A 21,323-nucleotide genomic window follows, 5' to 3' on the forward strand; every position below is an offset into this window, starting at 1 on the left:
GAACATTCTGGAGATCGAACATGACCACTCAACACCTCGGCGGCAAAGTCGCTCTGATTCAAGGCGGTTCCCGTGGTATCGGCGCAGCCATCGTCAAACGTCTGGCCGCTGAAGGCGCTGCAGTAGCCTTCACTTACGTCAGCTCCGCCGCGAAAGCCGAAGAGTTGCAGAACAGCATCACCGCCACCGGCGGCAAAGCCCTGGCGATCAAGGCCGACAGCGCCGATGCCGCCGCCATCCGCCACGCCGTCAGCTCCACCGTCGAAGCCTTTGGCCGCCTCGACATTCTGGTCAACAACGCTGGTGTGCTGGCCGTTGCTCCACTGGAAGACTTCAAACTCGAAGACTTCGACCAGACCGTAGCGATCAATATTCGCAGCGTGTTCATCGCCTCGCAGGAAGCCGCCAAACACATGGGCGAAGGTTCGCGGATCATCAACATCGGCAGCACCAACGCCGACCGCATGCCCTTTGCCGGTGGCGGCGTGTATGCGATGAGCAAATCGGCGCTGGTCGGCTTGACCAAAGGTCTGGCCCGCGACCTTGGCCCACGCGGCATCACCATCAACAACGTGCAACCTGGCCCGGTCGACACTGACATGAACCCGGCGCACGGTGATTTCGCCGAAAGCCTGATTCCGCTGATGGCCGTCGGTCGTTACGGTAAAGCCGAAGAAATCGCTAGTTTCGTCGCCTATCTGGCAGGCCCGGAAGCCGGTTACATCACCGGTGCCAGCCTGACCATCGACGGTGGTTTCGGCGCCTGATTTCTCCGCGTCGCCCGAACGAAAAACGCCGCCCCTCTTGTTACAGAGGGGCGGCGTTTTTTATGTCAAATATTCAAGCCCATTCCAGCGCCGGCAAGCCGCAAGCACTTGGAGTGAACGCTTTCAGCGTACGAAGAATCCCGTCAGCGTGTGCGTACTTTTCATCGGCCATGGCGGCATCGGGGATGGCAATAGCCGTCATGCCTGCGGCTTTCGCTGCGGTCACACCGAACGGCGAATCCTCGAACACCAGGCAATCCTCAGGTGCCACGCCCAGGCGCCGGGCAGCGGTGAGGAAAATATCCGGCGCCGGTTTGGCCGCGCCGACTTCCGGATCGTCCGCCGTCACAATGAAATCGAACAGCGCGAACCAGTCGCGGTGCAGCGTGGTTTTCTGGCCGAACGATTGACGCGAGGAACTGGTGCCAACAGCAATCGGGATGTTGTGCGCCTTGAGATGGCGGATCAGTTCCTCGGCCCCCGGCATCGCTTGTGCGGTGGGAAAACGCTCGCGCATCAGTGGCTCGCGGATCACCAGAAACTCTTCGGCGGTGATCGGCAGATCCAGTGCCTGCACCACGTAATTGGCCAGATCGTTGGCCCCGCGACCAATGATGTTCTGCTTGACGCTCCAGTCGAAGGTGCGTCCGTAACGCTGGGCAATCAGCGAGGTGACCTCGGTATAAATGCCCTCGGTGTCCAGCAGCAAACCGTCCATATCGAAAATCACGGCCTTGATCGGGCCGAACGCCTTCAGCGGTGCATTCATCATCGGATCCGTTAACAAAGACATCCCGGGCGGCACAGTTGGCGCCGCTACGCGGATCTGATTAAAGGGTTCAGCAGCATAACGAGCGTGACGGACATTGAGCAACGGGCAATGTCCATTGCAGCGATGAACGACTCGCAACAATTCAGCGAAACATCCTACAGGCATTGCCTACTCGCCCGACTTCTTTCCTGATTGATCCCCCGCAAAGTCCGCGCACCTTTTTGATGTGCGCGAGAGACTGCGAATGCTTCCAACCGATCGGCTGCTGGCCCTGAACAACAGCATCGGCCTGCTCGTTGTTGCTGCTTTGAATCCGGACGAGCCAGACTTCGAACACCTGATCCGCGAATTCCGCCTGTGTCTGAACCACTACGACGCCTGGGCCGAGCAGTTCTGGACAGGCACCGCGCTGGATGTCGAGCAGGTCTTCACCGTCGGTAACGACGTGCGCCTCAGCGCGCCGATCAAGTCGCGCCAACCGCTCAGTTCATCGGTGGTCATGTGCTCGGCCAGCGGGTCGCTGACGCTGGTGCACATGTTCGAGGCCGCGCGGTTTGTGCCGATCGGCAACACCCCGGTAACCCTTGAACCGGTGATTGCCGATGTCGGCGGTGTGCTGACTTTCGGCGAACCGCTGCACCACACCATCGGCCCCAGCGGCATTCTGCAAGTGACCGACTGCGATCGGGGCCAGCGTTATCGCATCACCTTCTTTCCCGATGTGTCCACCGACCATGTACGTGCTCTGTATGCCTCTTATGAGGGTGTCATTGCAGGCCTGGAAGGCTGGCTGCGCGGGGAATGGCGCGAATTCCAGCCGCAGTGGACGGAGTTTTCCAGCGCCGGGTTTCTTGACCGGTACGGTCAGTTGCAGCAGGCCGACTGGCGTGGATTCGAGAAAGCACTGAATGGCGTTTGGGACGACATCAAACAAGTATTCGCCCTCCTCGCCGACCTGCAGGCCAACAGCGAAAAATTGCTGGAGTACCTCAGCGAGGCCGAGCTTGAGGCGTTGTTGAATGCCTCCAGCGAGGCCATCGCCGACGGCTTGCTGATCCTCAGTGACGAACCGCTGCTGTTCATTCATATGGCCGCGTTTACCAGTTGGCTGAAGATGCTGCCGCCGCAGTATCTGGCCGAAGTGGTGGCCGAGGTTCGGGCCGAGCTGCTGGTCAGTTTTCTGCTGATGGGGTTGTCGGGTGGCATCGGCGTGCCGGTGCGCCTGAGCAGCAAAGTGCTGGCGAAGGTCAAGTCACCACGCGCGCGGGAATGGCTGGCGGCGTCGGCGTTGCGGCTGGCGGAATTAACGTCAGCGCCGGAACTGAACAAACACGCGGGCGCGTTGAAGCCGCTGATGTTTCACGCGCGTGACGTTGAGTTGAAACCGACACCGTCGATACCGCTGAACATTCGTCAGGCCGACTCGCTGGTGTTGACGGTGCCGAATCCGGCACCTGTTGTGCGGGACAAGCCTGGCGGTTCGAGCCGGCTGGAACGGCATGAGCCGCACGACGACTCGCCGGATCAGGCGAAAAACCCCAACGGCGACAGCGCCGATTGCGTGCCCTTCACCTGCACCAATGGCTGTCCGGTATCGATGGTCACCGGTGAAGAACTGCTGACCCTGAGCGATGCGGTGCTCGATGGCGTGTTGCCGTTTGAGTTCACGCGGTTGTATCGCTCCAGCGCCGCCGAGATCGATGTTGGGTTGGGGTTTGGCTGGAGTCATTCGCTGGCGCATCGGCTGGAGTTTTTCGCTGATGAGGTGGTTTGGGTCGATCACGAAAACCGGCGTACCCGTTTTCCGTTGCCGAGCGTTGAACGACCGGCGATTCACAACAGCCTGTCGCGGGCGGCGATCTTTCTGGGTGATGAGCCGGAAGAACTGATCCTCGCGCTGGCCGGGGAAACGGCGCGGTTCTATCACTTTCGCGCAGGACGGCTGACGGCGATCAGCGATGCCTATGGCAATCGTCTGACGGTGCAGCGCGATCGCTCTGACCGGGTGCAGCGACTGGACAACGGCGCCGGGCGTTCGCTGCTGTTGCGCTATGACCGCGCGCAGTTGCTCGGTGTGGATTACCAGGTGTTTCGCGACGGTGCCTGGAGTACCGAACAGGCGCTGATCAGTTACCGCTACGACGCTTATCGGCACCTGATCGAAGCCAGCAACGCCGTCGGTGACAGCGAGCGTTACGACTACGACGACGCTCACGTAATCCTGCAGCGGCAGCTGGCCGGTGGCGCGAGTTTCTTCTGGGAGTGGGAGCGTTCGGGGAAAGCCGCGCGCTGCGTGCGCCACTGGGCGTCGTTTTCGCAGATGGACACGCGTTACGTCTGGAACGACGACGGCAGTGTCGCGGTGCATTACGTCGATGGCACCGAAGAAACCTACGTCCACGACGAACGGGCGCGGCTAGTGCGTAAAGTCTCGGCGGATGGTAGCGAGCAGCTCAAGGCCTATGACTCATCGGGTCGCTTGATCGCCGAGCAGGATGCGTTAGGCGCGGTCACCGAATACCGCTACGACGAGGTCGGACGGCTGGTGGCGCTGATTCCGCCGGCTGACGCGCCAACGTCCTACGAGTATCGCAACGGTTTCCTGCATAAACGCTCTCGCGGTGACGCGGTATGGATCTACCGGCGCAATGCCGAGGGCGATGTCACCGAAGCGGTCGACCCGGACGGCCAGGTTACGCATTACTACTACGACACCCGTGGACAGTTGCTGTCGATCCGTTATCCGGACAGCAGTCGGCATCGACTGGTCTGGAACAGCCTCGGCCAGTTGACCGAGGAAACCCTGCCCGACGGTGGCGTACGGCGTTTTTCCTACGACGCGCTGGGGCGCCGGACCACGGCTGCGGACGAACACGGTGCAGTCACCCGTCAGCACTGGGACGCCGTTGGCCGACTGATTCAGACGACATTTCCTACCGGCAGCACCCGCGCCTACAGCTACGGCGCCTACGGTCAGGTCACCGCCGAGCGCGATGAGCTGGGGCGCATCACCCGCTACGAATACGATGATGACCTGCACCTGGTCTCGCGGCGGATCAACCCCGACGGCACGCGAGTTCAGTATCGCTACGACCATGCGCAACTGCTGCTCACCGAGATCGAAAACGAATCCGGGGAAAAGTATCGGCTGGACTACACGCCGACCGGGTTGATTCGCCAGGAGGTCGGTTTTGACGGCCGGCGCACCGCGTACGCCTATGACCTCAACGGCCATCTGCTGGAGAAGACCGAGTTCGGTGATGACGGCTCGACGCTGATTACTGGATATGCAAGAGATGCTGCCGGGCGCCTGTTAATCAAGACCCTGCCCGACGGCCTCAAGGTCACCTACCAATACGACCGCCTCGGCCGTCTGATTGGTGTCGACGACGGCCAACAACACCCGCTGGCCTTCGAGTACGACCGCCAGGATCGGCTGATCACCGAGCATCAGGGCTGGGGCACCCTGCGTTACCGCTACGACGCCTGCGGCCAGCTCAAGCGCATGCGCCTCCCTGACAACAGCCTGCTCGACTACCACCACGCCAAGGGTGGCGCGCTGAGCGGCATCGACCTCAACGGCGCGCCGCTGACTCGTCATGTCTACCAATCCGGGCGCGAACAACAACGTCAGCAGGGCCTGCTGCTCAGCGAATATACCTACGATGATCAAGGACGATTACTCGCCCACGCCGTAGGCCATCAGCGCGATGCGCTGTACCGCCGCGATTATGCCTACAGCGCCAACGGCAATCTCGCGCACATCGCCGACAGCCGCCACGGCCAACGCACCTACGGCTACGACGCCCTCGATCGCCTGATCCGCGTTCGTCACTCACGCGACGAACTGCCGGAAAGCTTCGCCCACGACCCGGCCGGCAACCTGCTGATGCAGGACCGCCCCGGCCCGAGTCAGATCAAAGGCAACCGCTTGCTGATGCAGGGCGACCGCCACTACGACTACGACGCCTTCGGCAACCTGATCCGCGAACGCCGTGGCCGCGCGCAGACACTGGTCACCGAATACCGCTACGACAGCCAACACCGCCTGATCGGCCTGACCCGCCCCGACGGCCAGACCGCCAGCTATCGCTACGACGCCTTCGGCCGACGCATCAGCAAAACCGTCAATGGCCAAACCACCGAATTCTTCTGGCAAGGCGACCACCTCGTCGCCGAAAGCAGCGAAAACGAATACCGCAGCTACGTCTACGAACCCGGCACCTTCCGCCCGCTGGCCCTGCTCGACGGCAAAGGCCCAAAAAAAGCCTGCCCCTTCTACTACCAACTCGACCACCTCGGCACCCCGCAGGAACTCACCGACTACAGCGGCGACATCGTTTGGTCCGCGCAATACGACGCCTACGGCAAAGTCGCCGCGCTGACCCTGGCCGGCGACGACTACCTGAACCAGCCGCTGCGCTTTCAGGGGCAGTATTTCGATGCGGAAAGCGGGCTGCATTACAACCGGCACCGGTACTACGACCCGCGGCTGGGGCGGTATCTGACGCCGGATCCGATCAAGTTGGCCGGTGGGTTGAATCAGTACCAGTACGTGCCGAATCCGACGGGGTGGGTGGATCCGTTGGGGTTGAATTCCAATTGTCCACCCAAAGGTCGAAAATCAATTAATTGTCCAAAACCTGATGAAGTTGAGCTTCCACAGGTTTCCAGGCGCGGTGCATTCAGGCAGGCAAAAGTTGATGCAGGAATACCGAAAGGGCAACAGCCTGACATTCAAACTGATGAGGTGAGTGGCATGCAGAAGCAATTCACCTATGTCAACATGACGGATAGAAAAGGAAATAATATATTAGACAGCAGTGGAAAGCCGATTATAACCAGAGAATATAGATTCACCCGAGAGGATGGTTTTATATTGACACTCCAAGACCACTCAGCGGGACATAAATATGGAGATATAAATAATCGAGGAGATCAAGGTCCTCACATAAACATACGACCCGCGCATGACACACGCAATGGCAAAGTAAAAAATACGAACGATCATTATCCATTCAAGGAATGACCATGAAATACTGGAATGAAATAGAAGGAAGCAAACTCTTCAATATGGTATTCAGCAGAAATATACCCGTTGGGGAGATCAAGCTATTCGCTTTAAATATGGACAACAACCTTTCAACATTGACCTTGGCATTTGATATTAGAGAAATGCCCGACACTCCTCCGAAAAAGTGGGAGTCCATAGGATACAATGCTTGCCGAATCGGAATAACATGCGGTGAAATCAGAGAGTTGACGACATCCAATATTCCAACTCAACAAAACTTAAGTCTATCCATACAACCAATTGGAGACACGTATCTGATTTCAGCAGTATCAAGCACCTCGAAAGTAACGTTTACCACATCATCATTAAGACTGCGAGAACCTAGCGTATATTTAACAGAGTTACCTTTCTAAAAGGTATTGAGCGACTGGTGCTCTGTTACCGTGAGGCATCATAAAAAATTTATATAGAAATAGAGAACAGTTCGACATCCAGTTGCTCATCATGATTCTAGACAATTTGGAATTCTCTAAATCCGAGATCTCACATTGTTAGCACTAAAAAAAACGCCTATACCTAGACTCGCTCACCAGTTCAATGACTGGCGGGCAGCCGTTTTTAGTCGCTAACAAATTTGTAGGACCTGTTGAACTCAGGCCCTTAAAAACCGGATTCAGACGCTCAGATCTTCTCAAACATCCGATCACTGCTCATCCTCTTCATACTCCATATCCGCCTCATCCGAATCATTCAACGGCACCGTCGCATCATCCATCAACGACCCAGGATCTTCATTCCCCGGATCATTGATAAACGGCAGTCCACTCGAACCCTTCTCTTCCTTGCCTTCGGTTTCAGGAGTCATGGCAAACCTCATCATCTGGTGGCGTGTATTACGTTCGAGAAGCCCTACAGCCAATCGTTCCGAAGTCCGACGAGCAAATACAAAAAACCCGGCAAAAAGCCGGGTTTCCGTTTAACCCTCCATCAATGATGGCGGTTTTTATGTTTGTTCTTGTGCTTGTGACCGCCGCCCGAATGAGATCCGCCATCGTCACCGAGGTTATTACCGACCGCACCACCCGCCGCGCCGCCCAACCCTGCGCCAATGGTCGAGCCCGTAGAGCCGCCGAGGCTGTTGCCGACGACCGAGCCACCCGCCGCGCCGAGACCACCGCCAATGGCAGCTTCGGTGCGATTGCGCTTATTCGCCCCGACGGCACTGCCGGCCGCGCCACCAACACCCGCACCTACCGCCGCGCCAGTACTGCCACCGAGTTGTCCACCGACCACATTACCGAGTGCGCCACCCAGGCCGCCACCCACAGCGGCGGTGCCATCACCGGCGGCCATCGCCCCTTGGGCGACCAGCAGACCGAAAAACAGTGCAGATAATGACAAGCGCATATGAACCTCACAGTTCCCGAAGCGGGACAGTCCGCCCAGACATGGGCCTATGTGAGATTGGAGACGCAAACGGGGAAAACGTTCAGCCATGAAAAAGCCCGACATCGAGCCGGGCTTTTTCTGACAAACGATCAGTCTTAGTGACGCTTGTGACCTTTGGACAAATTGCTGCCCACTGCGCCGCCAGCCGCACCGCCCAGACCTGCACCAATCGTGGCGCCAGTCTTGCCGCCCAGGCTGTTGCCAATCACCGAACCACCGGCTGCACCAACGCCGCCGCCAATCGCTGCTTTCGTCCGGCTACCCTTGCGCGCCGCCATTGCGCTACCTGCCGCACCTGCGACGCCAGCACCAAGTGCCGCGCCAGTGCTGCCGCCCATTTTCTGGCCGACGACATTACCCAGTGCGCCACCCAGACCACCGCCCAGCGCAGCGGTGCCATCACCGGCGGCCATTGCACCTTGAGCAACCAGAAGCCCAAGAACCAGAGCGGGCAGTGTTAAACGCATGACGAAAACCTCAAAAATTGGGATGACAAAAAGGGCCGGGATTTAATGCCGTCGCCGCGAAAAAGTCCAGACGAAATCAGAGGCTTCGCGCACTCGGCGCCGATTGGACAGCGATTCTGGAAAAGGTTTTATGACAGGCAAAAAAAAGCCCGCTGGGGAGACGGGCTGGAGACTTGCTTTCTAACGGATGGCTTCACCCTACTGCGGCAGACGTGAAAAGTTTGTGAAATCCCGCGACATCCGCCACAACATCGTCCGTAAGATATTTCCTCGAACGTTCAGCCATAAAAAACCCCGCTGATTGACGGGGTTATTCAGACAACGATTATTTTCTGGATCGCGCAGTGACTTTGGGCAGGAATTTAGCCTTCGGTCCTTTAGGTGCCGTGGATTTGATCTTGCCGATTTGCACCGGATCCTCGCCAAAACCTGACTGGTATTCGGTCTGACCGCACCGTACACAGTTATTGAAGGAAAATTCAGCGCCATCGTCTTCGATATACGGACCAGTCATATCTTTTCCCCTTCGCAACAGACCGATACCGGCAAAAACTCTTTTGCCTGAAAAAATACCGACCTCCTATGCTTTTGAGACTAGTCGGTCATTCCTGGACTTGTAATTCAGATCAGCTGACGCCCGACGAATGGACTGCAAAAATCAAACACACCGATGAACCGTGATCCTCAAGTCGCAGGGCTGATCGCCGACAAAAACAGCCCATCCAACCTCTGAATGGGCTCACAAGCCTATTGACCGAAAATCAGCGCAACTTCACCGCCGTCCCCGTCGCGAACACCACCACCATCCCGCCCTTGCCGCCGGGCATGCTGATCTCGAAATCCACTCCAACCACCGCATCAGCCTGCAGAGCACGGGCGCGCTCCTTGATTTCTTCGGTCGCCTGAATACGCGCCTCCTTCAATGCTCGCTCCAGCGTCTGTGAACGTCCGCCGAAAAAATCGCGCATACCGGCGAACATGTCACGGATCACATTGACGCCCTGTACCGACTCGGCGCTGACGATGTCCAAATACGCTGTGATCTGCCGGCCTTCAATGGCGTGCGTGGTGGAAATGATCATGGATGCCGTTCCTATAAGGATGAATAAATTCGCGATTGTAATGGCTCAAAGCAGACTTCACGCCGCTGCCAATAAAATCCAGACGCCAGAAACCACAAAACCCCTGACTTCTTTCGAAATCAGGGGTTTTGTGTACTGAATGTGGCGGTGAAGGAGAGATTCGAAACTACCCGTTTACGGTTTTTTGAGCACACTCCCCCGGTTTATAAGGGCTGCAGAGGAGCGAGATTTTTAATCTCAGTCCCATGTCAGTCCCATGGGTTTTGCGCACCAGGTTGTAAAATAGAGTCGCGAAAGACATTTCGACGTTTCATGTTGACCCATGGGGAAAAGGTAATTTTGGTAATGCGACGTGAGCCTACCTCTGCAAGCCTTGAAAATCGGGGCTTTGAGACAATTCCTCAAAGGTAATAATTTGGTAAGTATGAGGTTAGAAAATTACCTTTCCTATGAGTAATCCCTGATAGCCCTCAAACCCAGTAAAATGGGGCACTTCAGAAATTATTACCCTAACTCTTACCTAAAATTACCTCTTGAGGTAATGACTGAAGGCCACGCACCACAAAGGCTGTAGCCCATTTCTATACCCCGCTTACCAAAATTACCTTTTTCCCAGCCCACGTTTGAAAAATGGCCAAGGCGAAGTCCCTTTTCGACGTTTTTCACATCATGCAAATTGGCATTGATAGCAAGCAAATCTCTGGTGACGCTGTGCAATACCAGAAAATGCCGGAGAGCGAAGCAGGCTGGGCCTTTCAGCCGTTTTGCAAACGGACTGGACGGTGTCGGATTCCGAGCTGGTGCGACCAGTTCCGAAAACGAAAATATCCTGTGCAGTAGGTTTTTCAGGTCGTAGCCCTTGCACGCCGGGAGTGTCACTCCCAAGGCCAACTCTTCGACGCTCCGTAACGCAGTGCAACTGCCTTTGCTCTTTTTTGCAAAACCTTGCACTGCGTGCAATCGCTGCAACGCCAGCAGCCCCCGCAGCAGGCCTGGCCAGAGCCGGTATTTGCACCGCTCTGACCTTTGCACAAAAAAGGGACGCAAAGCCCGTCGGCGGGAGGGGGATAAGTGCTTTTTCCATTTCTTTTTTTGGGCGTAGGCAGCTTTCGGCCAAGAGCGGACTGCGCCCCTCTCTTTGAGTGATCGCGTCAGATAGACTGGAGTGATCGCGGGTCGAATGGCAAAGCTCATCCCGAGGACGTACTACTAAGCCACTATCCACTTCGAGGCAATTCAGCTAGTCTCAATGAAATAAAACTTATACTTTCTAATCAAAGGATATAAATGAAAAAGGAAAAATTCGGTATTAGAGTACGCGACCAAGACGGAAGTCTTTTATTGGAAGTTGGTCCTCATATAATGCAAGACTCTCCAAAATTCGCTGAGAAAATTGGGCTAATTGCTGCGCTGTGGGCACAAACAGAAGTCAGCTTATACTGTTTATTTGCTGTTCTTTTGAACACGACCCTCGTGGAATCCCGAACCCGCCTCAAAAAATACAATAATGCTGCAAAAACTGCTAGCGCAATGAGAAAACTTGCAACCGAACACTTGAATCAGCACGAAGTAGATTCAATTTTAGAAATTTTGGATTGCTTTGACACGTCTAGATTGAAGCGGAACCGAGTACAGCACGACGTTTGGGCAAAAAAAGGGGGAATAACTCACACTCTTTTTACGATCCACGCTACGGACTACTTTGAATTCTCGACAAAATATGTCGAGTTATCAGAATCTACAACCCCCGATGAGGAAAGGTTTAAGCTCATCATAACTTTAGCCAACGAGTTTGCCAAAAACACCTCAACAGGCTACACAGTTTCTGACCTTAGTCTAATCGAGCAGGAACTGGAGCAATTAAATGCTTCACTCATGAAGGCAACTTTCTACCGTTTGAAAGAGCGATCCGCCACCCTAAAAAATTGACACCGTCCGTTATCAGTTAGGGAATAACTTCCAAGCTTCTTTTACCAAACAATGAGAAACTTTCAAATATTGCGAGATCAGCTATGGCCGACCTGCTTGTAAAACATTTAAAAATGAAAGCGGAAGAGCACTCCGCGCTACGATCTTTATATAGTCAGTGGGATTTCGACGAAAAACTTATACCTAAAGCACTCCAAACGATCGGCAGTCTCTTTCCACATTATAGCCGTCATGATGAGTCACACAGCAAACAGATTCTTATCAATATTGAGCGATTGCTGGGCAATAATATTAGACTATTAACAGCTACCGATACTTGGCTGTTACTTGAATCGGCTTACTGGCACGATATAGGAATGGTGGTTCCATACGAGGACTTACAAAACGCAATAGATGACCCCGCTTTTCCAGAGTTTATTCACTCCATTCTTTCCCAGCCAAACCATGAACTACATTCGTTAGCGTGCGCGTTTGCGAAGAAGTCAAACCCAACAGTAATTTTCGAATCAAACACACCGCTAGAGATGGTTGCAAAATTCCGTGACTTCATGGCAGAGTGGTTTCGAAGAAAACATCCGGAGCGTGCTGAGAAGATTGTTCGCGCCCCGATGACAACTGTTGGCATTAACTCACCTCGAACTGAATTAATTCCAGCCCGTCTTTTCAAGTTGCTGGGCCGAATTTGCCAAATGCATGGAGCGCCCTTCAATGAGATAGTTTTTGAAGGTGGCCTCCCTTTTAGAGAAGCTGGATTAGCACAGGATGATTGCCATCCAAGATTCGTTGCCTGCTTGCTTCGCATGGGCGATCTTCTAGATTTAGATGACAACAGATTCTGTCCTGTTATGCAAAGGATAGCAGGCGAAGGTCGATCTAAAGTCAGCAAAGCACATGAAGATAAGCACGCTGGCATGCGCCATCTGCGAATAGATAAAGAGCGCATAGAGGTAATAGCCGAGTGCGAGACTATAGATGGATACCTGGAAGCCTTTCGCTGGTTTGGCTGGCTAAAACAAGAAGTTCAGGATCAAATGGCGCACTGGCGCGATATTGTGCCGAACCGCGAACTTGGGCTTTTACCTATGCTTGGGCCCGTTTCTGTTCGCCTTGGCGGAAATTTACAAATATTAAAAGCTGGGGAGCGCCCGGCTTTTTCAGTCGATGCTCACAAGGCTATTGAGCTGCTGCAAGGAAATAATCTTTACGAAAGCCATTTTGCCTGTGTGCGAGAGCTTTTACAGAATGCGGTTGATGCCACACTATTAAGAATCTGGCTTATTAATAGAAAAAAATACGATCCAGAATACTGGAATTCTCCTGACACGAAAGAAATTAACGCTCTACTCCGTGACTTCCCTATCAGCGCCGAGCTAATAGAGTCAGCCAATGCAAATATCGATTATAATAAGAAGTCTTACTGGACTCTCACTATTAAAGACCAAGGCACGGGTATTAGCCGCAGTGATCTTGAACACATTCTCAGAATCGGCGGCTCCCAGAACAACAAAACTCGTCAGCTTGAGATAAGTCAAATGCCCGAATGGATGAAGCCGTCCGGGACGTTTGGCATCGGCCTACAAAGCGTTTTCATGCTCTGCAACGAAGTATCTATTCTTACAAAAAGTCTGCTGACCAATGAGATCTTCGATGTGAAGATGTTTAGCCCTACCGGTCCCGAAGAAGGCATGGTGATACTCCGTAAGTTAGAGGATGACATAACGTGCGCTTACGGTACAACTTTCACCCTCCAATTTGAACTCGATGTATTTGCTCAAACTTGGTCTGAGGGTAGAGATAGCGAGTCAATTTCCGCTCAAATAGTTCGTCAAATGGACCCTATTCTTCACCAAAGTTTTCCATACGAGGCCGCTAAACTAGCGGATGAAATATCTAAATTTGGTAGGCAGTCACTCATCCCAATTCGAGGAGTGATGGGTACCTCAGCAGAGAACTTTGAGATCGAAGCCCTCTCTAGTGAAACTGAGGAGCCATATGCTGAAGAATGGAAATATATAAAAACAGAGCAAGTTCAAGCGAAAATTTCGTATGAGCCAACTCTAACCGCTCGCCATCCTCGAGGAATAATGACTTTTTATCGCGGGCAAGAATTCGAAACGAAAGACATTTATTTACCTAACGTTTGGGTCGCTGTTGACTTAATGTCGGGCAAAGCCGGTGAGTGGCTAAACTTTAACCGTGACAAAGCTTCATCAAGCGCGCGCGAGTCGATCGAGCAAGCGGTACTGGACTGCCTCCAATATGCGGTGAAGGATGATTTGAATGATATGGAAAATTGTAGGCTTTTAGACGACAAAGATAAACGCGCTACTTACTCGCACTTCCTGAAAAGCATGAGCCTCGTCTTCCAAGGAGAATGGGCTGCTCTATCCAAAAAATTAGACAATGAATGGCTCGACTGCAAGACTGGAGATAAAACAATTAGAGATCTTTTCAATCGCTCTGACTGGACTATCGGCGTAAGACAGTCAAATCAAGAAGAGGACACCGGGGCCTATGATTTGTTTATCGACGATGCAGGATACGGCCGAACTTTAAGTATCATACTGAATGAGTGGAGTAACAATCCTAGTAGAACAGTAAAAATCATCGGCTCGAATGAAATTTACGATACATTGCCAGCACTCGCGTGCGAAGAGTCAATGGGAGCGAGATTCCAGCGCGAGCAAAATGAACGATTCCGTCTTCGAAGCCATTATAGATTGCGGACTGAACCCCAAGAACTCTGGGATGAAAGTGCACTCGCAACTGCCTTGGCAGGAGCGGTGTCATTTCGACTCGGCAACAGAAGGTACATCCTCTGCGTTCAAGACATTTTCAAACCACTGCTGCTCAAACATGATACAAAACTTCGTGCGAGAAAATTATTTCAACACATAGCAACAAGCCCAAATTTTATACTTCTTCCCTTTCTGTTTCTCGGCAATCCTAAGGCTGATGGGGTATTGGTTGAAACAACACCTACTCAAATTGATGCGCTTTCGCGCTGGACCCAGGCCCAATTAGTGGATTCCGCTTCTGTTGAGGATATTCGTGAGCTTTATCAAGAGGTAATAGACTACATCGATAATAAAATTATGCGCAAAACCGTCTACTGGGATTCTTGGAGGCGCGCTCGCGGCATAATAGAAAGCACCAAATAAAGCCTTTTGTTGAGTCGCCCCAGATTTACTAGATACCTCCAAGCCTCAACGGAGGCCTGCTAAGACACTGGGGAACGGTCCGCTAAAGGCCGGAAGCGGCCTTTAGCGCTCAGTTTAGATACATTGCTAGTGCGTTATTAGTTTCAGTTTCGTTCCAAGCTGCGTTGCCGTAACTGCCGCGGCAACGAACACACCTGCATTCCCCGGCGGAGTAGTCGAAACATGTTGTGAGCCGCAAGCTGAGCATTCATTTCCCGCAGTAGTTCAAGCGTCTCACACACAACCTTGAATAAGTTTACGTCCTTTGAGCCGATCCAATTTTTCGGTGCTTGCAAACTCTGACTCACTCCCGCCACGCTGTGGCGTAAACCCTCAATTCGTTCCTGCAGATTCCCACCCACCATGGCGTTGTACTTCTGACCCACAACCAAATTCAGATCCCGCACGGTCGCCTGATGCAGATTGTCCACCGCCGCCAGGCTCGCGGATCCACCCGACATCAGCTTGAGCGCGCCCAACGCCTCGATCTTTTTCACACCACCCACCGTCTCGTCCTGGGAGGATGTCGACCTGGCGCAAGGCACGGTGACCTTTCGCCGGTCCAAGGTACGCGGCGCCTACCGGGTGACGAAAACTCGCCGATCGACGCGCCGAGTTCGCCTGCTGGCCCCGGCTTGGGACGCCCTGCAGAAGATCGATGCGTTGACCCGCAGACGCAAAGCGGAAACCGTGGACGTGGTCGAGCGGGACAACAAGACGGTGCGAAAACACAAGCTGCACTTCGTGTTCCTGAACACCAAAAGCGGTTTGCCGCACGCCAACGACTTCGTGGTGCGCGATCGCTTCTTCAAGGCGCATTTGCTCGCCGCCGGCGTTCGCTATCGGGGACCCGGACAGTGCCGGCACACCTACGCCAGTCAGTTGCTGACCACCGGAGTGGCGTCGATCGACTGGATCGCCGAACAGATGGGCCATACCAACGGCAACATGATCCGTCAGCACTATGGGACGTGGATCAATGAAGACGGACCCGACGTGGTGGGGATGTTGCAAATGGCCTTGAAGCTGTCACCGGTTACAGCTCTACACTGAACCCGCTCAGGCCACCGCTTTCAGCGACGCCAGAAGGTCATGGAGTGGTAAGCCAGCCAGGGGGGGACTGGTTTCCACACTGCCAAAAAAAGGCCCCCACACCTGAGCCAGGTGTGGGAGCCGATTGAACATAGGCTGGAATTATCTGCATGCAGAAGCTCTATGCGACGCGTCTCAATAGCGACCTGCCGATTGCGGTTGAGAAATCACAGATGTTCATTTATCCAATGACACCGCAGCCGAGAACAAAATTCAACTTGTGAACTAATCTCTCCCTTCCAAACCCATTAGGTGAATCAACATGCCTACCCCCACGCAAAAAATCGAAATTGCTTCCCAACTACTCGATACCGCCTTGCGTCATTTTTTCAGTGAGCCACCAGAGTATTTCGCAACGATATGCTTGGCCGGTGCTGCCGAAGAGATACTGGGCAAGCATGTAGAGGCGAAAGGTGGTGAGTCATCATTCAACAGCATGAAGAACGGTGCTGTGCTTATATCGCAGTTTCTAGAGGGTGAGCCTACCACCGAGAAGGCTATCCATAAGCTAATGAACAATGCGAAGAACTCGACAAAACACATGAATGGTAGCGATGACTCAACCGTCAATTTTGAGCCGAAGTCCGAAGCGAAGGATTTGCTAGAGCGAGCGGTGACCAACTATTACCAATTGATGGGGCATTTCGAGCTGAAAGAAACGGATCTGCTCACCCGTTTCAACAATGAGCGCGGCACGTAAGGCAGCACCGACTACAGAGATACAAGAATTTAGTCATGAGCTACCCACAGCAGGCAGCTATCGGCCGATGCCTGTCGCACCGACAGATGAAGAGAAAGGGAAAAGGGAAAAGGAAAAAGGAAAAAATGGTAGGGTTTTGGGCATTTGCTTGAGAGTGCATACTTCCCTAGATTGAGCAGTTAGCAATTCATGTACCACACCTCCTAGTTCGTTAGAGACGTCTTTATCACGTTCCCCATTGCTATAGAACGTCGTAAATATAGTATCTTCGTCCTGATAAATCGCTGCTGACGCGATTATCTCATTCGTTGATCAAGAACAGACGCAAGTTGGGGAAGGGAAGTAAATGACGCCAGAGCAATTGATTGATAAGGCGCGGTTGATCATAAACCTATTGGACAAAATACCAGCAGTCGACGGGGAATCACGTTTTCTGGGGGCGCTTTCTGCTGCGCGGGAGTTTTTACGGGTTTACGCTGGGCAGGAAAGCGACTTCTATAAGCAAGTCAACGCCTTCGAGAGATATGGCTTTTTAACGGGTTCTAAGGGAGCAAGAGAAGTTCTCCTTGCCTTCATAGCCTATGTTGATGCGGGGCTTCATGGTGCCGTGTCACCTAAGAGGCAGGCCGAAATCGATGTTGTGTCCGATTTTCTCGCACAGGCTTCTACCCTGCTTGCGAGGGATGACTGTCATCCGGCCGCTGCGGCTGTGTTGGTCGGAGCTACGCTTGAAGAGTTCCTACGTACATGGGTGGAGGATGCGGGGATAGATTTAAATGGCAAGAAGCCGAGTATCAGTACATATGCCCAGGTACTTCGAACCGACGACAAAATATCCAAGCAGGATGTGAAGGATATTGAATCTTGGGGTGGAGTCCGGAACGCAGCGGCTCACGGCACGTGGGATGAGGTGAATGACCGGAAGCGGATATCACTCATGCTTGAAGGCGTGAATCTCTTCATCAGGAAATATAGCTAGTAGAGGAAGCAAAACACCTAAAGACCTGCACTGTCGACGAGGCTCTATCATTCTGTTGATGAGTGCATGGTTTAGGTCTTAATAGGCTTACATCTACTCCACCCTAACGCCCGATGCATCGCAGCGGGCGTTTTGCATTAAAGAGACAAGACGGGGGATCAGCCAACGCTGCCTTTGGCGAATGGCCGCAATTCGTCGATAGCTGACAACCTTGAATGCTCGTGAACGATCTAGCTATTTGCGTACCCAGAATCAGCGGCAATTCTCTAGGACTGCCGTAAACGCATAATCGCATCTTCAATCGCTTTCGCGTTGGTATCCAGAGTTTCCATGGCCCGACCGCGTTATCTGCAACTGTCTCTACGCCATTTTCTGAAAGCCACTTGGTGACCTCCTCGATCGCCGCCGCCAAGGCATGCTGGTTATGCAGAAGCAATGTGAGTGCATCTGCGGTGGCGATATTGGATTCAGAGTCATAGGGCATGGGATCCATCCTGGAATGAGGGGTTTGGCAAGCCTAGTTCATGTGGGCAGATTAGAGTGGCCAAACGCTATCTAGCAGCTCCATTTTTCGCACTACAACAGTGCACCAGTCCCATATCAGTCCCATGGGGCCTTTTTCCAGACGCCAAAAACCACAAACCCCTGACTTTCTCTAGGAAAATCAGGGGTTTGTGTTTACTAAATGTGGCGGTGAAGGAGAGATTCGAACTCTCGATACAGTTTCCTGTATACACACTTTCCAGGCGTGCTCCTTAAGCCACTCGGACACTTCACCGTATCCCTTCAAACATGTTCTGTCTGTCGAGGCGCGCTAATGTAGTCGAAAGCTTTTGCGATGGCAAACTTTTTTTCAGAATTTTCATGCGGTTAAGAGAAAAAGCCGTTTTCTCCGCTGCCAGCCCATGGCAAACCGGCCAATCTTCGGTGGGCGCGGCCCTTCTATATAGAAGGAGAACGCCTCGCCTCGCTGGACGGGCCGGGAAACGGTGACTGGCGAGTCAGTCACGGCGCTTTACCTGGCCTGCGGCGGTGGGTAACGTCTGCCCATCTTTCTTACAAGGAATAGCGTCATGAGTGAGTTGATTTCCTACCACCTCGAAGACGGTATCGCGACCCTGACTTTGAGCAATGGCAAGGTCAATGCCATTTCTCCGGACGTGATTGCGGCATTTAACGCGGCGCTGGATCAGGCAGTGACTGATCGTGCCATCGTGATCATTACCGGTCAGCCGGGGATTCTGTCCGGCGGCTATGACCTGAAAGTGATGACCGCCGGCCCTAAAGAAGCTGTGTCGCTGGTAACCGCTGGGTCGACCTTAGCCCGTCGCTTGCTCTCTCACCCGTTCCCGGTCATCGTCGCGTGCCCCGGTCATGCTGTGGCGAAAGGTGCTTTCATTCTGTTGTCTGCCGATTACCGCATCGGTGTCGACGGCCCGTTCAGCATCGGTCTGAACGAAGTGCAGATTGGCATGACCATGCACCACGCCGGTATCGAGCTGGCGCGTGATCGTCTGCGCCGCTCGGCGTTCCACCGCTCGGTGATCAACGGCGAGATGTTCGATCCGCAAAGCGCGGTGGATGCCGGTTTCCTCGACAAGGTAGTTTCCGCCGAAGAGCTGCAAGGCGCCGCCCTCGCCGCTGCGCGCCAACTGAAGAAGATCAACATGCTCGCGCACAAGAACACCAAGTTGAAAGTGCGTAAAGCGCTGCTGGATGCACTGGATAACGCGATCATCCAGGATCAGGAGCATCTGGGTTAAGCCTGGACTCAAGCAAGTAAAGTGAAGCCCGACCGTCGTGTCGGGCTTTTTCTTGCACGCATGGTTTAAAAGCCTGCAACAGCTCTAGGACAGGTCTGACCATCAGTTCGGAAACATGCGCTTAAACATCGGCTATCTCCGCACTCTATAGTGGCAATTGCCGAAAACAGTGCACATCCGTACACTGCGCCACCTTTTGTCCCGGTGGGCCTGAAAATGCTGTTCGTGTTTCGTATGTTATTGATGGGCCTGCACTTTATTCTGGCCGGCGTGCTCGGAGTGATTCTCGGGATCTGCCGCCCGTTCAATCCGGACAACAGCCGTCTGTGCGCCCGCCTCTACGCATTGCCGGCAATGTGTATTTTGCGTTTACGGGTGAAATCCGATGTCAGCGGTTTGCTGAACAAACCCGACAGCTGCGTGATCATCGCCAACCATCAATCGAACTATGACCTGTTCGTATTTGGCAACGTAGTGCCACGCCGTACCGTGTGCATCGGCAAAAAGAGCCTGAAATGGGTACCGCTGTTCGGACAACTGTTCTGGCTGGCAGGCAATGTGTTGATCGACCGTGGCAATGCGCAAAAGGCGCGCCAATCGATGCTCACCACGACCAATACCTTGCAGAACGAAGACACCTCGATCTGGGTGTTCCCGGAAGGCACGCGCAACCTCGGTGAAGAATTGCTGCCATTCAAGAAAGGTGCGTTCCAGATGGCGATTGCCGCAGGGGTGCCGATCGTTCCGGTTTGCGTCAGCAGTTACATCAAGCACATGCGCCTGAATAGCTGGCGCAGCGGGAAAATCCTCATACGCTCGTTGCCGGCAATTCCCACAGCCGGATTGACCATGGATGACATGCCCATGCTCATCAATCAGTGCCGTGAACAGATGCGCGAGTGCATTGAGTCGATGGACCGGCAACTGCAAGCCGCCTAAGAAGACAACCCGCCCTGTGCGGGTTATCTTTTGCCCGGTGAACTGTACAGATTTCACTGACTCTCAAGCATCGACACGGCTAAGCTGAAGCCTTGTATTCCCTGCCACCTGCCAAGAAGAAGTGAATCACCACCATGGGTCGAGTTGTTGCTGCTGCGGTGTACAGCGCAGGCAAGAAAGTCACCAATATTACCCTCGACGAAGGCGCTGCCTGGGCCGCGAAAACCGGTCACTTTGTCTGGATCGGTCTGGAGGAGCCGGACGCTCAGGAACTGTCCAATCTGCAACGTCAGTTCAACCTGCACGAACTGGCCATCGAAGATGCTCTGGAAAAACACAGTCGACCGAAGCTGGAAACCTTTGGCGACGCTTTGTTTATCGTCACCTACTCGCCCATCCGCGAGAACGGCGTTCTGCAATTTATCGAAACGCACATCTTTGCCGGCAAGGGCTACATCATCACCGCGCGTAACGGCCACTCGGCTTCCTACGCCCATGTCCGCCAACGCTGTGAGGCACGTCCGCTGCTGCTGGAGCACGGGGAAGATTTCGTACTCTATGCGCTGCTCGATTTTGTCATCGAGAACTATCAGCCAGTCGGCGAAGCGATCCATGCCGAAATTGATGAGCTGGAGCGCAACGTGTTGTGTAGCGCGTTGAATGAGCGTGACATTCAGAAGCTGCATGGCTTGCGCCGTGATGTCGTACGCCTGCGTCGGTACGCGGCGCCGATGGTGGAGATTGGCGAGGAACTGCAGAAGCTGAGCTTCCCGTTTATCGACAAGAATATGCGCCCGTATTTCCGCGATGTGCAGATCCACGTCACGCGGCAAATGGAGGACCTGAGCACCCTGGCCGACATTGCCAGCCAGACCATCGAGATTGGTGTGCTGCTCGAAGCGTCACGGCAAAGTGTGGTGCAGCGCAAGTTTGCTGCCTGGGCGGCGATTCTGGCGTTTCCGACCGCGGTGGCGGGGATTTACGGGATGAACTTCCAGAACATGCCGGAGTTGAGCTGGCACTACGGCTATTTCGGTGTGCTGGGGTTTATTGCGGTGGGATGTGTGAGTTTGTGGGCGAGTTTCAAGAAGTCTGGGTGGTTATAAAAAAAGCAAAAGATCGCAGCCTTCGGCAGCTCCTACAGGGTCTCAGTGTAGGAGCTGCCGGAGG

Annotated in this window: 17 protein-coding genes, 1 tRNA gene and 3 pseudogenes; 11 read left to right on the forward strand and 10 right to left on the reverse strand. The window is 53.7% G+C overall.

Features of this window, described 5'->3' with window-relative positions:
* The first annotated feature begins 20 nt into the window (after nt 1-20).
* Nucleotides 21-767, forward strand: a complete 747-nt coding sequence (locus M5G26_RS10100; RefSeq protein WP_273915213.1) for a 3-oxoacyl-ACP reductase family protein — start codon at nt 21-23, stop codon at nt 765-767.
* A gap of 73 nt (nt 768-840) precedes the next feature.
* Here M5G26_RS10100 and M5G26_RS10105 read toward each other — a convergent pair whose 3' ends face one another.
* Nucleotides 841-1,536, reverse strand: a complete 696-nt coding sequence (locus M5G26_RS10105) for an HAD-IA family hydrolase (protein ID WP_026000652.1) — start codon at nt 1,534-1,536, stop codon at nt 841-843.
* Between the two features lie 247 nt (nt 1,537-1,783).
* Between M5G26_RS10105 and M5G26_RS10110 the strand changes: the two genes are divergently transcribed.
* Both M5G26_RS10110 and M5G26_RS10115 read left to right on the forward strand, forming a co-directional pair.
* On the forward strand, nt 1,784-6,568 hold the full coding sequence (locus M5G26_RS10110; RefSeq protein WP_273915214.1) for an RHS repeat-associated core domain-containing protein: 4,785 nt from the start codon (nt 1,784-1,786) through the stop codon (nt 6,566-6,568).
* Nucleotides 6,569-6,570: 2 nt separating this feature from the next.
* Nucleotides 6,571-6,966 carry an Imm50 family immunity protein gene (locus M5G26_RS10115; protein ID WP_273915215.1) on the forward strand — a complete coding sequence of 132 codons (396 nt, stop codon included), beginning with the start codon at nt 6,571-6,573 and terminating at the stop codon, nt 6,964-6,966.
* 290 nt (nt 6,967-7,256) lie between these two features.
* Here the strand turns inward: M5G26_RS10115 and M5G26_RS10120 are convergent, their stop codons facing one another.
* From M5G26_RS10120 to M5G26_RS10145, 6 genes are all read right to left on the reverse strand, one after another.
* Nucleotides 7,257-7,418, reverse strand: a complete 162-nt coding sequence (locus M5G26_RS10120; RefSeq protein WP_163019620.1) for a hypothetical protein — start codon at nt 7,416-7,418, stop codon at nt 7,257-7,259.
* Nucleotides 7,419-7,540: 122 nt separating this feature from the next.
* Complete coding sequence (locus M5G26_RS10125; protein ID WP_007914081.1) at nt 7,541-7,960, reverse strand: YMGG-like glycine zipper-containing protein; 420 nt, start codon at nt 7,958-7,960, stop codon at nt 7,541-7,543.
* Between the two features lie 137 nt (nt 7,961-8,097).
* Nucleotides 8,098-8,469 carry a glycine zipper domain-containing protein gene (locus M5G26_RS10130; RefSeq protein WP_150694833.1) on the reverse strand — a complete coding sequence of 124 codons (372 nt, stop codon included), beginning with the start codon at nt 8,467-8,469 and terminating at the stop codon, nt 8,098-8,100.
* Between the two features lie 325 nt (nt 8,470-8,794).
* Nucleotides 8,795-8,983 (reverse strand): hypothetical protein, encoded by a 189-nt coding sequence (locus tag M5G26_RS10135; RefSeq protein WP_077571808.1) that lies wholly within the window; start codon nt 8,981-8,983, stop codon nt 8,795-8,797.
* A 247-nt stretch (nt 8,984-9,230) separates the two neighbouring features.
* A complete protein-coding gene (locus tag M5G26_RS10140; protein WP_038366885.1) occupies nt 9,231-9,551 on the reverse strand; it encodes a YbjQ family protein in 321 nt (106 codons plus the stop codon).
* A 516-nt stretch (nt 9,552-10,067) separates the two neighbouring features.
* Complete coding sequence (locus M5G26_RS10145; protein WP_273915216.1) at nt 10,068-10,745, reverse strand: hypothetical protein; 678 nt, start codon at nt 10,743-10,745, stop codon at nt 10,068-10,070.
* A 93-nt stretch (nt 10,746-10,838) separates the two neighbouring features.
* Here M5G26_RS10145 and M5G26_RS10150 point away from each other — a divergent pair, with 93 nt between their 5' ends.
* Together M5G26_RS10150 and M5G26_RS10155 are read left to right on the forward strand one after the other, a co-directional pair.
* Nucleotides 10,839-11,480, forward strand: a complete 642-nt coding sequence (locus tag M5G26_RS10150) for a hypothetical protein (RefSeq protein WP_273915217.1) — start codon at nt 10,839-10,841, stop codon at nt 11,478-11,480.
* A gap of 83 nt (nt 11,481-11,563) precedes the next feature.
* Entirely contained in the window at nt 11,564-14,641 is a 3,078-nt protein-coding gene (locus M5G26_RS10155) for an HD domain-containing protein (RefSeq protein ID WP_273915218.1), read from the forward strand.
* A 126-nt stretch (nt 14,642-14,767) separates the two neighbouring features.
* On the opposite strand, the pseudogene M5G26_RS10160 reads toward M5G26_RS10155, so the two are convergent.
* A pseudogene (locus M5G26_RS10160) lies at nt 14,768-15,192 on the reverse strand (hypothetical protein); the annotation flags it as partial.
* A 1-nt stretch (nt 15,193) separates the two neighbouring features.
* Here M5G26_RS10160 and M5G26_RS10165 point away from each other — a divergent pair.
* The 3 genes and pseudogenes from M5G26_RS10165 to M5G26_RS10175 form a co-directional block, all read left to right on the forward strand.
* Nucleotides 15,194-15,733: pseudogene (locus tag M5G26_RS10165) on the forward strand (tyrosine-type recombinase/integrase); the annotation flags it as partial.
* Nucleotides 15,734-16,034: 301 nt separating this feature from the next.
* Nucleotides 16,035-16,472, forward strand: a complete 438-nt coding sequence (locus M5G26_RS10170) for a hypothetical protein (protein WP_273915219.1) — start codon at nt 16,035-16,037, stop codon at nt 16,470-16,472.
* Nucleotides 16,473-16,818: 346 nt separating this feature from the next.
* Nucleotides 16,819-17,451, forward strand: coding sequence for a hypothetical protein (locus tag M5G26_RS10175; protein ID WP_273915220.1), 633 nt, complete (start codon nt 16,819-16,821; stop codon nt 17,449-17,451).
* A gap of 266 nt (nt 17,452-17,717) precedes the next feature.
* Here the strand turns inward: M5G26_RS10175 and M5G26_RS10180 are convergent.
* Together M5G26_RS10180 and M5G26_RS10185 are read right to left on the reverse strand one after the other, a co-directional pair.
* Nucleotides 17,718-17,935, reverse strand: a pseudogene (locus M5G26_RS10180) (hypothetical protein).
* 204 nt (nt 17,936-18,139) lie between these two features.
* Nucleotides 18,140-18,229: transfer RNA gene (locus tag M5G26_RS10185), tRNA-Ser, on the reverse strand.
* A 295-nt stretch (nt 18,230-18,524) separates the two neighbouring features.
* Between M5G26_RS10185 and M5G26_RS10190 the strand changes: the two genes are divergently transcribed.
* From M5G26_RS10190 to M5G26_RS10200, 3 genes are all read left to right on the forward strand, one after another.
* Nucleotides 18,525-19,214, forward strand: a complete 690-nt coding sequence (locus M5G26_RS10190; RefSeq protein ID WP_150694791.1) for a crotonase/enoyl-CoA hydratase family protein — start codon at nt 18,525-18,527, stop codon at nt 19,212-19,214.
* 216 nt (nt 19,215-19,430) lie between these two features.
* A complete protein-coding gene (locus tag M5G26_RS10195) occupies nt 19,431-20,153 on the forward strand; it encodes a lysophospholipid acyltransferase family protein (RefSeq protein ID WP_273915221.1) in 723 nt (240 codons plus the stop codon).
* A 134-nt stretch (nt 20,154-20,287) separates the two neighbouring features.
* On the forward strand, nt 20,288-21,259 hold the full coding sequence (locus M5G26_RS10200; protein WP_134175048.1) for a magnesium and cobalt transport protein CorA: 972 nt from the start codon (nt 20,288-20,290) through the stop codon (nt 21,257-21,259).
* The last annotated feature ends 64 nt before the right edge of the window (nt 21,260-21,323 follow it).

It is taken from the genome of Pseudomonas sp. TNT2022 ID642 (genome assembly GCF_028656995.1).
Lineage (GTDB): Bacteria > Pseudomonadota > Gammaproteobacteria > Pseudomonadales > Pseudomonadaceae > Aquipseudomonas.